General features: G+C 43.2%; 7 protein-coding genes. 6 read left to right on the top strand and 1 reads right to left on the bottom strand.

Going from position 1 to position 13,895, the window contains the following annotated elements; all coding sequences use genetic code 11:
- Nucleotides 1–10 precede the first annotated feature (10 nt).
- A complete protein-coding gene (locus tag HUJ21_RS18565; protein WP_291372057.1) occupies nucleotides 11–2,569 on the bottom strand; it encodes a M1 family metallopeptidase in 2,559 nt (852 codons plus the stop codon).
- 178 nt (nucleotides 2,570–2,747) lie between these two features.
- Here HUJ21_RS18565 and HUJ21_RS18560 point away from each other — a divergent pair, with 178 nt between their 5' ends.
- The 6 genes from HUJ21_RS18560 (at nucleotide 2,748) to HUJ21_RS18535 (ending at nucleotide 13,890) form a co-directional block, all read left to right on the top strand.
- Nucleotides 2,748–3,239, top strand: a complete 492-nt coding sequence (locus HUJ21_RS18560; RefSeq protein WP_291372056.1) for an acetyl-CoA carboxylase biotin carboxyl carrier protein subunit — start codon at nucleotides 2,748–2,750, stop codon at nucleotides 3,237–3,239.
- Between the two features lie 234 nt (nucleotides 3,240–3,473).
- Nucleotides 3,474–4,187: a UMP kinase gene (gene pyrH / locus HUJ21_RS18555; RefSeq protein WP_166147456.1), complete on the top strand. Its 714-nt coding sequence runs from the start codon at nucleotides 3,474–3,476 to the stop codon at nucleotides 4,185–4,187.
- A gap of 6 nt (nucleotides 4,188–4,193) precedes the next feature.
- Complete coding sequence (gene frr / locus HUJ21_RS18550) at nucleotides 4,194–4,754, top strand: ribosome recycling factor (protein ID WP_291372055.1); 561 nt, start codon at nucleotides 4,194–4,196, stop codon at nucleotides 4,752–4,754.
- Between the two features lie 571 nt (nucleotides 4,755–5,325).
- Nucleotides 5,326–8,502, top strand: coding sequence for a TonB-dependent receptor (locus HUJ21_RS18545; RefSeq protein ID WP_291372114.1), 3,177 nt, complete (start codon nucleotides 5,326–5,328; stop codon nucleotides 8,500–8,502).
- Between the two features lie 18 nt (nucleotides 8,503–8,520).
- Entirely contained in the window at nucleotides 8,521–10,383 is a 1,863-nt protein-coding gene (locus HUJ21_RS18540) for a RagB/SusD family nutrient uptake outer membrane protein (RefSeq protein WP_291372054.1), read from the top strand.
- A gap of 177 nt (nucleotides 10,384–10,560) precedes the next feature.
- On the top strand, nucleotides 10,561–13,890 hold the full coding sequence (locus HUJ21_RS18535) for a VCBS repeat-containing protein (protein ID WP_291372053.1): 3,330 nt from the start codon (nucleotides 10,561–10,563) through the stop codon (nucleotides 13,888–13,890).
- Nucleotides 13,891–13,895 lie beyond the last annotated feature (5 nt).

The raw sequence follows: 13,895 nt of genomic DNA, 5'->3' as shown, positions 1-13,895 counted from the left end.
GCTCAGTATTTTACTCCTCCTCAAGATAGGGCTCCAGGTAGTATTTCTGGTACTGCCTAACCATTTCATCTTTTTCAGACAACAGCAGCGCTTTGGCCAAATCCAACACGCCCTCATCATCAATAAAACCAAAGAGAGACTGAAATGCCGCTAACCTGACATAAGGAAGCGCATGTTCCCCTCCTAATTTACCTAAATTGGAGACGGCTTTTTCTACAGGCACCGATTCCACGCTGGCAAAGTAATCTCCGTAATAACCAATGAAATAATACAAGGACTCACCCTCTAAAACAGCTAATTTTTCATGCATCCAGTCCATATGTTCAGATTGCCCGGATTGGGTAAGGTAATCTGCCAGAGGAGCGAGAATACGAATGTTTTCTTCCGATTCCAGCCGTTCGAATACTTCTTTCTTTTTGGATAAATTACCTTCCATATCCATGAATATCATGAGGGCGCTACCAGATACCTGATAGGAAGGATCGTTGATCATACGGTATATCAGTGGTTCATATTTAACCGGATTTATTCCTGCCAAAACCTCGATGGCAGCTGCCTTTACGGTATTACTGGAATCAAACTCTGCCATTTGAAGTACTTTAGTCTCAATTTGATAAAGCTCCATCTGCTCGGTTGTTATTCCCGACAACCGTTGCAGGGCCAGCTCCCTAACCACCCAAAAAGGATCATCCAGGGCCTTGCCTATCATTTCATCCAAGCCTTCCGGCAGGATGGCTGTACTGGTAAGGCTGTCCAATGCTTCAACTCTTGCCAGCCCGGAATGTGCATAATAGAACTGCTTTCCCAAAACCTCAGGCCCCCTGACCGTCTTCTTTTCCGCCAGAATTGTATGGTATTCATCAAATAGGACAAGCTCCGTACCCGGCCCGTTATTCAATTCAAACTCCTGATAGGCCTGATCCAATATAAATCCCTTTTCTGTTGTCTGCCCCTGCTTATAAATATGTACCGAAAAAGGAATTTTGAAAAGTGGCGTGTCCCCTAGATCCTGTAGCTGTTTGATTTTAAGAATGATATTGTCTGGATCTGAATAGTCCCAATCGATGGATAATTCAGGGTGCCCGGAAGAAAGAAACCATTGGTTAAAAAACCAGTTCAAATCCATTCCCGAGACTTTTTCCATAGCCAGCCGGAGGTGATGAATTTCAACCGCCTGAGATGCATTGTCTTGTAGGTATCGTTTTAGCCCTTGGAAAAAAGCCCTGTCACCAAGAAAATTTCTCAACATATGAAGCACTCTTCCTCCTTTGGCATAAGTATGGCTGTCAAACATTTCGTCGCTGTGAGCGTAATAATACCTGATCAGATCTTCCTGTTTCTCCTCTGCCTCATCCAGGTATTCTTCCATGGCATTAAAATGATGCATGTCTGCCTGATCCCTGCCTTCCTTGTATTCAAACCACAGGTATTCCGAATAGTCGGCAAATGCTTCATTCAAGGTTAAATTGGCCCAGGATTCGGTGGTCACGTAATTTCCAAACCATTGATGAAACAGTTCATGGGCGATGATATAGTCCCATTCACTATCCAGGGCTTCGCGTTCATTAAGATTCAGGGCTTCCATGAATATGGACAGGGTGGTGTTTTCCATGGCTCCGGAGACAAAGTCCCTGACCACTACCTGATCGTATTTTTGCCAGGGAAAAGGGACTTGCAGTAAATCGGAGAAAAAGGTCACCATTTCCGGTGTATGTTCAAATACCTTCCTGGCACCAGCTTCATATTTGGGTTCTACGAAATACCGAAGTGGGATACCTGAATCACTTTCATCTTCAATGGTAGCAAAATCCCCCACCACAATTGCCGATAAATAGGGTGCATGTGCTTGATTCATTTGCCAATGATCAGTCCTTGTTCCATCCTTATGGGATTTACTCTCCACAAGCAGACCATTGCTGATGCTGATGTATTTGTCTGGAACCCGGAGGTAAAAATCATGGGTTTGCCGCTCATTAGGACTATCAATGGTGGGGTACCACTTAGAAGTGTACTCCGTTTCACCCTGGGTCCAGATCTGAACAGGTTTGCCTGACTCGCTCGAGTCCGGGTTGATAAAATACAATCCTTTGGTATCCGAAATGGCTGCAGTTCCAATATTATTGCCCCTTTCCGGAAAAGCAGTGTAAGCAATATGCAGCGCAAGCGTATCTTCCTCTCCTGTTTTTTGAGGTAGGTCAATTTCAATTTGTTTGTTATTGTAAGCATAGTTCAGATCCTGCCTGTTGCCTTGCCGCATTAGGTATACTTCATGAATGTCAAATTCTTTCGCATCCAATACCAGGGTCTCCTTTTCATAAAAATAGGGTTTAAGACTTAATTCAGCTTCTCCTTTGACTGTTTTGAGATCATAGTCAAATGATAAAAAGAGCCTGGTGTGCAGCAAGTCGAAATTTCTGGTGTTGCTTCCTTTATAATTTTTGATTTTGCTTTCTTTTTGCCTGATCTGGAGCTCTTTTTCATTCTCCTTTTGCAAATTGGCCTTGTCTGCCGGAATGCTTGTCTCCACCTGGGTTTCAACTGCAACTTTGGCAGTTGGTTTACATGACATTGAGACAATAAAAATTAACAGCAAGCCTACGAAAGCTTGATTTCCCTTGTAACGCATGGATATAATTTATTTTCGGTAAACAAAAAAAGTAAATAACTGCAATATTTATTACCTTGACCGGGCAAGAATTCTCATACTATTGCTTTCAAGTCATTGGTAAGCGCTTAAAATTAAGAAAATGACCCTAATAAAACTAAACGATCAATCTTTTACTATTAAAAGGGTGGGTGAACACTACCAGATTGGAGAAAAAAAGATAAAGGCAATCGTGCATCAAAAAGGGGAAAATGAGTTTTTGATCGAGTATAATCACCGCATGCATCACTTGATTCTTTTAGATAAAACTGTTCAGGACGAATATCATTTATCCCTGAACGGAATAGCCTGTTGGGCATCCCGGAAAAATGCCAAGGCCCAATTACTGGAAAAATTAGGCATGCAGGAAAATACAGCATTAAAAATTTCATCGGTTAGTGCCCCAATGCCGGGAATGGTGCTGGAAATAAAAGTAAAAGCAGGGGACCGGGTTGAAAAAAATGATGTTCTGATGGTTTTAGAAGCAATGAAAATGGAAAATACCATAAAATCCCCTGCCTCTGGAACCATAAATTCCATAGATGTCAAAGAGGGAGAAGGGGTAGAAAAAAATCAGGTATTGCTTCAATTTTAAGCATAAGATTTAGTATTCTTAAAACAAGGATTTATATTTGTCGGGCTTTTAAATTTTATTACAGCTAATTTATTGATAAAGCCTTTTCATTCGTCAACTGAAAAAAACCCAAATGAAATCGACACGATTAAAATCATCATTAAACACACAGGGCAATGATTATTTTAATCGTCAAAGATTCCATAGCCTGCCCCGACTAATCGGGGTGGCCTATTAAAAAAAAAATATAAACACATGAAATATAAACGAATTCTCCTAAAACTAAGCGGGGAAGCCTTAATGGGTGAGAACAGTTATGGTATTGACTCGAAAAAACTTCAGGAATATGCTACTGAAATCAAAAACGTGCATGATTTGGGAGTTGAAATTGCCATAGTAATAGGAGGTGGAAATATTTTCAGGGGCGTACAGGCTGGAAATGTAGGAATAGACCGCGTCCAAGGAGATTATATGGGCATGCTCGCTACCTTGATCAATGCGATGGCGCTGCAAAGCTCACTGGAACAAAATGGTATGTTTACCCGGCTTATGTCTGGCATCAAAGTAGAAAGCGTATGTGAACCTTTTATACGCAGAAGGGCGATCAGGCATTTAGAGAAAGGCAGAATCGTGATTTTCGGAGCTGGAATCGGGAATCCTTACTTTACTACAGACTCCACAGCCAGTCTAAGAGCGATAGAAATTGAGGCAGAAGTGGTCTTGAAAGGCACCCGGGTAGACGGGGTTTACACCGCAGATCCTGAAAAAGACAAAAGCGCTACCCGCTATACCAGCATCACATTCCAGGAGGTTTATGAGAAAAACCTGAACGTCATGGACATGACTGCCTTTACCCTTTGTCAGGAAAACAACCTTCCAATTATCGTCTTCGACATGAACAAAACGGACAATCTGTTAGATTTGGTTCAAGGCAATGAAATAGGAACATTGATTACGTCAAAACAATAAAATCCCATGGAAGAGATCCAATTGTATTTAGAGGAAGCAAAATCATTAATGGAAAAGGCCGTGCAGCATACTTCGGCAGAACTGGTGAAGATAAGGGCGGGTAAGGCCATGCCCAATTTTTTGGATGGTGTTATGGTGACCTACTATGGCAACCCCACACCGATCCAACAAGTAGCCTCTATTACCACTCCCGATGCAAGAACCCTTGCCATTAAACCCTGGGAAAAAAACCTGATCCCGGAAATAGAAAAAGCCATCATCAATTCAGATCTGGGCTTAAACCCACAGAATAACGGAGAAATGGTGATGCTTACCATTCCGCCATTAACTGAAGAGCGAAGGAAAAACCTGGTCAAGCAGGTCAAAAATGAATGCGAAAACGGAAAGATCAGCATTAGAACAGTCAGAAAAGACACCAATGATGCATTAAAGAAACTTCAAAAAGAAGGGGCTTCGGAAGATGAAGTAAAAAGAGCAGAAGACACCGTGCAAAAGTATACAGATAACTATTCCGGTAAAATCGATGAATTATTTGATAAGAAAGAAGCTGAAATCATGAAGGTCTAAAAAGAGGATTTGAAAAGAAAACACCTTTTAAAAAACAAAGAACAGACAGCTAAAAGCTGGCCATTCTTTTCTGTATTAAACCTTACTTTCCAAAAGTAAGTAATTCTCTTGAATTATAATATGCTTATTTTTTAAACTAAACTTATTATAACTCATCGTGATGATAATTAGTGTTACCACGACACTTTGGGAATAATGGGTTTTGTGCTCCCGAAGAAGAGTTATGTCTTTTTATATTGCTCATGGTCAGAGGGTGCATTATTTTCCTGGAATTGAAATAATTCAACACGATTTGAGGTGATATTTCGGGAACGATGAATTTTTTTATAAAATACCCAAGAATTCTTGGCTTAAGCATCTGTTAAAGAAGCCTCCCCTTAATTGCCGATTATTCAGTTTTTATGGTTTAATTTTGTAATTTTATTGGTAAAAGATTTATTTTTTAATAAAAGAATTCCAGACAATTTTAACACTTTTTAAGACCCTATTGCATATGATAAAAATTACCTTCAAATTTAAAGTGTTATTTTAACAATAACATAAATGAGTATTAACCTAATTCATGAAAAGAATGCAAAACTATTTACCCAAAACAAAATTGTTTTTGTTGGGATTGGCCTTGCTTTTGGCAAGCAGCCTGACATTACATGCGCAGTCCAGGGATGTGACGGGAACAGTCATTTCCGCTGAGGACGATTTGCCACTACCGGGTGTTTCCGTATTGGTAAAGGGCACCACACGTGGTGCCGTTACCGATATTGACGGTAACTATCGGATTACCCTTCAATCAGGGGATGAGACTTTGGTCTATTCTTTTGTAGGCTTTGTCAAGCAGGAAGTTGTGGTAGGCAACCAAAGTAATATTGACATTACTTTAGCCCCCGACATGCAAGCCTTGAGTGAGGTAATTGTAGTAGGCTATGGTGAACAGAAAAAGGAAACCATTACCGGCTCCGTAGCCACTGTAAAAGGAGGAGACCTGGTTAAATCTCCTGCCATGAACCTGACCAATTCCATTGCCGGAAGGATGTCTGGTGTCATCGCGGTAAACAGGAGCGGTGAGCCTGGCTATGATGGTGCAGGCATTCGAATCCGGGGCTCAAACACCCTGGGTAACAATGATGCACTCATTGTAATTGATGGTATCCCTGCAAGGGCTGGTGGAATAGATCGGCTTAACCCAAATGACATTGAAACCATCTCCGTATTGAAGGATGCATCTGCCGCCATTTATGGAGCCAGGGCCGCCAATGGAGTAATCCTGGTGACCACCAAAAGAGGTAAAGAAGGAAAGCCCGAATTGACCTACCAGTTCAACCAGGGTTTCGCCCAACCTACCGTTATTCCGGAGTTGGCGGATGCCGCTCAGTATGGAGAAATGCTGAATGATCTCAGTGTGTATGAACTTCCTGTTGGGGAATGGAGAGCTGCGACGGATGCTTATAGGGCTACAGGCACCTACACCACTCCTGACGGCCAGGAAAGAACTGCCCCTTTTAGTCCGGAAGCCCTTGCCTTGCACAGAGCGGGTACGGATCCCTGGAACTACCCCAATACAGATTGGTACGGGGAAACGCTAAAAACATGGTCGCCTCAGGTAAGGCATAATCTTCAGTTGAATGGAGGATCCGAGAATGTGCAATACATGGCTTCTTTAGGCTACCAAAACCAGGATGCTTATTATAAAAATTCCGCGACAGGTTACAAGCAATATGATATGCGGATCAATCTGGATGCAAAAATTAATGAATATGTAGACCTGCAGTTGGGTGTGTTGGCCCGGCAAGAGTACCGCTTTTTCCCGACAAGGGGAGCAGGAGCCATCTTCAGGATGCAAATGAGGGGCAAACCCCATGAGCCTGCATTCTGGCCTGATGGCAGACCAGGACCGGACATTGAGAACGGAGAAAACCCCGTCGTAATTACTACCAATGCTACCGGCTATGACCGAGACACCAGAAATTATTTCCAAACCAATGGTGCCTTAAATGTCAAAATCCCCGGAGTAGAAGGATTAAAATTCCAGGGAACTGCAGCCGTTGATAACCTGAGCAGGTTCCAGAAAAGGTGGGAAACCCCATGGACCCTTTACCAAAGAGGCAGTGGTTTTGAAGCTGACGGGGTCACACCCGTATTGGTACCCAGTTTAAGAGGTCCGGCAGAACCAAGACTCAGACAAACCAACATCAACCAGTTAAACATCCTATTGGGAGGTGTGTTTACCTATGAAAAGCAATTCGGTGAGCATCAGTTTACCGCATTGGCTGGGGTAAACCAGGAAACAGTAGAAGGGGATGATTTCTTTGCTTACAGAAGATTCTTTATCTCTCCTGCTATCGACCAGATGTTTGCCGGTGGTGATGCCGAAAAAGACAATGGAGGTGGAGCTTTTGAGAGAGCCCGTCTAAACTATTTTGGTAGGGTGGCTTATAACTTCCAGGAAAAATACCTTTTCGAATTCCTTTGGAGATATGATGGGTCTTATATTTTTCCTGAAGCCACCAGATTCGGTTTCTTCCCAGGTGTAATGGCCGGATGGGTAGTTTCTGAGGAGGATTTCTGGAAAAACAACATACCTGCTTTGGATTTTTTCAAAATCAGGGGTTCCTGGGGACAAATGGGTAATGACCAGATTTTCTATGACAATGAATTACAAGAATACCAGTTTTTGTCCACATATGGATTCAGAAGCCATATCCTGGAAGGTACAGAAGCCAAAACCTTGTTTGAAACCCGTGTACCTAATACAGGAATCACCTGGGAGGTGGCCAACAACACCAATATTGGTATAGAAGGCCAATTGCTGCAAGGACAGATATTTTTCGAACTGGATTATTTCTACAACCTGAGGACCAACATCCTTTGGAGAAAAAATGCTTCTGTTCCCCAATCCAGTGGCTTGGCCAATTTGCTGCCAGCAGAAAATATTGGAGAAGTGGAAAACCAGGGAGTTGATTTTAATATCGGCTACAGGGGGCAAAAGGGAGACCTTTCCTATAGCATCAGTGCCAATGGTGGCTATGCCAAAAACAAAATCCTATTCTGGGATGAGCCTCCGGGAGCACCAGACTGGCAGTTGGCTACCGGCAAGCCTATGAATACACCTAACCCTGTATACCTTTACGATGGTGTTTTCCCCAATCAGGCGGCCATCGATGCAGAGGAATTGGATTACACAGACATTACCAACCAACTCCGTCCGGGCGATATGAAATTCAAGGACTATGACGGCGATGGTGCCATTACACCTTTGGATAGGGTACGATTGGATAGAAATAATATACCAAGATTTCAGGGAGGTGTCAATATGAATGCATCTTTCAGAAACTGGGATATGTCTGTATTGTTCCAGGGTGCTGCCGGCGCCATTGCTTTGGTAAGTTTGGGTGAATCCGGAAACATTGGTAATTACCTGTTGGAATTCTATGAAAACCGCTGGACAATTGACAATGAAAGCACTGAATATCCCAGAATAGCCAACAGAAGCGATCAGTATTATTCTAGTGGAAATGATTTCTGGTACAGGAGTTCTGATTATATCCGTCTGAAAAACCTGGAGATTGGTTATACCGTTCCCCAACAGTTTGGAGAAAGATTTGGCATCAGCAACCTGAGGTTTTATGCCAATGGGCTGAACCTTTTGACCTGGGACAAGTTGAAGGTCTACGATCCTGAATCTGACAACGCTACCGGACAATATTATCCGCAGGCGAGAGTCATCAATGCTGGTTTGTCCGTAACATTCTAAATCCAAAAAACATTGAATATGATGAAAAATATAAAATATCTAGGGTTGGGCCTGGCGATCTCTTTGTTACATTTTTCCTGTAATGATGAGTTCTTGAATACCCAACCTCTTGGAGAAGTATCTGAATCTGCCGTTTGGGCAGATGCAGGACTTGCGGAAGCTTTTGTCACAGACCTTTATTCCGGTTTGGGGCAAGGAGGGTTCAGCGAACAGGCATTGGCCTCTTTGACTGACGAAGCCATCTTTACCCATCCGGGCAGAAATATTACCACAGTAACTGAGGCAAGGTCTAACCCACAAAACCCGGGATGGCTTGATGGCACACGGAATTGGCCGAATATGTACAATAGCCTTAGGGCTACCAATATCGCCATCAGCAACCTGAGTGATCCTCAATTCCCCAATGATGGCGGCATTGTAGACAGGTTATTGGGCGAAGCCTTGTTCATGAGAGCCTATTATCACCACCAGTTACTGAGAAACTTTGGCGCTGTGCCTTTGGCTGACCGTGTATTTGAACTGGGAGAAGAAACCTACGCGCTTCCCAGAAACTCCTTTGAAGAGGTGGTAGATTTTATCATTGAAGATTTGGACCGTTCCGCACAATTGCTGGAAGGCCTTAGCCTTACCCGTGGTCGGGCCAATGAAATCGCTGCTCTGGCTTTAAAATCAAGGGTGTTGATCTATGCGGCATCTGATCTTCACGATATGCCTACTGCATCAGCAAATTCCGATGTAATCTCAGGTTATCAAAACAAAGAATTGATCGGGTATACTTCAGGAAGCCAGGCTGACCGCTATCAGCGGGCAGAAGCAGCTGCCAAAGCTGTATTGGACAAAACAGGCGGCAACATGCTTGATCTTACCGAGCCATTGCCTCAAGAAGAAGCTGTTCAAACTTACATCAACAATTCCCTTTCCAGAAATGGTGGGGAAAATGAAATGATCTTTGGCAGGTATTTCCTTTCTCAAAAGCCTGAAACAGGTGGCCGTCACGGACTACACAATGGTCCTAACGGATACAACAACTGGGCTGGTAATACCCCGGTTCAATTATTGATCGATGACTACCAAATGATGGATGGATCAGATTTTGACTGGGACAATGAAGATCATGCCAGTGCTCCCTATGAGGGCCGGGAACCCAGATTCTATGCTACTTTCCTCTTTGAAGGTGCGCAATGGAAACCCCGATCCTCAGCAAATCAGGCAAGAGATCCAAGAGGACAAATCCAGACCGGAACTTATGAAGTTGTGAATGCACAAGGACAAAAAGTTACCCATTTTGGACTGGATACCAGAAACAGCCCTATTGAAGACTGGAATGGCAGTTATACAGGTTATTACCTGCGTAAATTCATTGAGCCTGATCCTAATTTTGTAGACCAGAACACGTGGCAGGAAATTCCCTGGCCGCATTTGCGATACACAGAGGTTGTTTTCAACTATGTTGAAGCCAATATTGCCCTGGGAGATTATGAGGAGGCCAGAAATTGGCTGAACAAAATCAGATTCAGGGCTGGCTTGCCGGCCGTTACCGCATCAGGAGAAGAGTTGTGGAACATCTTCATCAATGAAAAACGAAAAGAGATGGTACATGAGGAGCAGCGGTACTATGATGCCAGGAGATGGATGATTGCTCCTGAAACTTTGGGCAGGCAGCCAAATGGCATCAGTATAGTAGGCACCTTAAAACCAGGCGAGGAAGTTCAGATTTACCGATACGATCCAGATCTTTATGATTACTCCTACGAGGTGATAGAAATCGATCCTGGTAAGGAAAACAGGCTTTGGCTGGACAAAATGTATTGGATGCCGATCAGTTTCGATGAAATGCAACGAAACGAAAATCTAATTCAGAATCCTGGATATACTGATTGATAAGACGCATTTTAATGAATTGAAGAAGGGACGGCCAGCTGGTAGTCCCTTCTTTGTTTTGGTTCAAACCCTGATTCTATGATTTGGCCTAGAAAGGAGCGGCTGTCTACTCCCCTGCGGTAATGCTGCTAAGCTTGTCAATTCTTCTTATATTTGCAGGAATATTCAATCATCTATATGTTCAATTATCTCCGCCTCAAAGTACCTTTAATCAGTTTGTTCCTTTTAGTCTTTTTCTGCCAATCGTGTCAGAAGAAAAGTCAAAAAGAACCTGAGATAAAGCAATTTACCTTATTAAGTCCGGAAAAGACCGGTATTGACTTCGAAAACACTCTTACAGAAGGATTGAACACCAACATACTGGTATATGAATATTTCTATAATGGAGGAGGCGTAGCCACAGGCGATCTGAATGGGGATGGCCTGGATGATCTCTACTTTTCCGGAAACATGGTGGCCAACAAACTTTATCTCAACAAAGGAAACATGGAATTTGAGGATATCACCCAAATTTCCGGAGTAGCCACCCGATCCAGTCCATGGAAGACCGGGGTAAGCATGGCCGATGTCAATGGGGACGGGCTGTTGGACCTGTATGTTTGCTATTCGGGAAGCCTTCCCCCCGAAAAAAGAAAAAACGAACTTTACATCAACCAGGGCAATAACGACAAGGGTGTTCCCCTATTTAAGGAAATGGCTGCTCAATATGGCATTGACAGCGAAGCTACCAGTACCCAGGCCAGCTTTTTTGATTTTGACAATGATGGGGATCTGGACCTTTTTCTGCTCAACCACAATCCAAAATCTCTCCCTGTATTGGACGAGTCCAGTACAGCAGCCATCATGAAAAATACGGATCAGGCGGGACCGCAACTTTTCAGGAATGACGGAGAGACCTTTACGGAAATAACGGAAGCATCCGGTATTCTCCGCGTTGCCCTTTCCTATGGTCTGGGGGCAGGTATTGCTGATATCAATGGCGACGGTTGGATGGACATTTACATTTGCAACGATTATACCGTGCCGGATTACCTTTACCTCAACAATGGAGATGGGACTTTTACAGATGTGATCGCCGAGGCCATGGGGCATACTTCTCATTTTTCTATGGGTAATGATATTGCGGATATCAACAATGATGGCTATCCCGACATCTTCACGCTGGACATGTTGCCCGAAGGAAACAAAAGACAAAAGTTGCTGATGGCCCCGGATAACTATGAAAAATTTGAGTTTAACCTGAACGTGGGTTTTCATCACCAGTACATGAGGAACATGCTTCACATCAACCATGGCAATGGAACTTTCAGTGAAGTTGGCCAATTGGCCGGTATTTCCAATACCGACTGGAGCTGGGCCGCTCTTTTTGCAGATTTTGATAATGATGGTTTGAAAGATTTGTATGTTACAAATGGTTATTTCAGGGATTATACCAATCAAGATTTCCTGAAATACATGGCCGACTACCTGAAAAACAACGAGAATGGTCTGAGGAGAAATAACATTCTTGATCTGGTCTACCAGATGCCCTCATCCAATCTTACCAATTACATATTTAAAAATATTGATGGCTTGAATTTTGAAAAAAAGATGACAAGTTGGGGGATGGAACAGCAGGCCAATAGCAACGGCGCGGCTTATGCAGACCTGGACAACGATGGTGACCTTGACCTCATCGTTAATAATATCAACCTGCCCGCATTTATCTATCAAAACAATGCGGATTCCCTTTCTGACAACCACTTTTTAAAAGTAAAACTCAAAGGTAATCCCGGTAATACCTATGGGATTGGGACAAAAGTAAAACTTTACCAGGATAGCAAAATGCAATCCATGCAGCAAATGCCAGCTAGGGGGTACCAGTCCAGTGTTTCTCCGGTGCTTCATTTTGGCCTTGGGGCCAATAGTCAGATTGATTCCCTTCACATTATCTGGCCTGATGGTTCAATTGAAAAGATTCAAAGTATAAAAGGCAACCAAACAATAGAGGTTTTGAAAGGAAATGCAGGAATCAACTCCCTTCCATCAAGGGAAATCAATCCCCTATTGGTCGAAATCGCCTCTCCCATTGCTCATCAATCACCAGGTAACAATACCAATGACTTCAAGAGACAGCCTTTGATGGTGAACCCCATATCGTTTGTTGGGCCTGTGATGATTAAGGGAGATACAAACGGTGACGGTCTGTCTGACCTTTTTATTGGCGGCGAACCCGGACAGTCTGGAAGTTTATACCTGCAGCAAGCCGATGGAAGGTTTAGCAAAAAGGCAGTGGCTGATTTTGAAAAAGACCGGGATTACCAGGATACAGATGCTGTATTTGAAGATTTCAACGGTGATGGATATACTGATTTGTTCGTAGCCAGTGGAGGTTATGGAGATTTTCTCCCTGAAGACCCCCTATTACAAGACAGGCTGTACTTCAATGATGGCACAGGCAACTTTGTCCGAAAGGTAGATTTACTGCCTCAAATGCTTACCAGCACAGGAGCCATTGCCGCGCAAGATATAAATAATGACGGTTATCCAGACCTGTTCATTGGAGGAAGAGTCATTCCCGGAAAGTATCCCGAAATACCCAAAAGCTACCTACTGATCAATGATGGCAATGGGAAATTTGAAGACCAAACGGCAACATGGAACCCTGACCTGGCTTCCCTGGGTCTGGTGACTGACGCAGCCTGGGCAGATCTCAATGGCAATGGGCTTGCGGAATTGGTGGTCACAGGAGAATGGATGCCAATCGCCGTATTTGAGTTATCCAATAATAAACTGGTAAACAATACTTCCAATTACTTTAACGAATCCTATCTGGGCTGGTGGAACACCCTCCACATTACAGATGTAAATGGGGACAAGCTCCCGGATTTGGTAGTGGGAAATCACGGATTAAACAGTCAGGTAAAAGTAAGCGAAGACAGCCCTGCTGAAATGCATTTTAAAGACTTTGACAACAATGGTGCAGTGGACCCCATTTTAAGTTTCTATATAGAGGGAGTCTCTTATCCATACCTGACAAGGGATGAGCTTCTGGATCAAATATCCATGATGCGAACACGTTTCAATGATTACGCAAGCTTTGCTGAAGCCAAATTAGAAAATATTTTTTCCAAAAACGAACTCGAGGGGGCGGGTTATCTTAAGGCAAACTTCCTGGAAACAAGCCTATTTATCAACCGAAAAGACCAGGCATTTGAACGGGTGCCTTTACCTTTGGAGGTTCAGGCCTCGCCTGTTTTTGCGATTGAAAGCATGGACCTCAACGCAGACGGACATGAAGATTTAATTTTGGGAGGGAACATTGAACGGGCCAGATTACGTTTTGGTAAATATGATGCCAATTTTGGAACGGTGCTTACCGGAGATGGAAAAGGAAACTTCAGCTACATGCCTCAGAATTATTCTGGTTTGAAGGTAAAAGGTGATGTAAGAAGTATCGTTAATTTGGAAGGTGATGTCCTGTTTGGTGTCAATCAGGGAGCGGTAATAGCTTATGGCTTACAATAAATTGA

It is taken from the genome of Cyclobacterium sp. (genome assembly GCF_014762705.1).
In the GTDB taxonomy this organism is placed as follows: Bacteria; Bacteroidota; Bacteroidia; order Cytophagales; family Cyclobacteriaceae; genus Cyclobacterium.
This window is presented reverse-complemented; position numbering and strand designations above follow the sequence as displayed.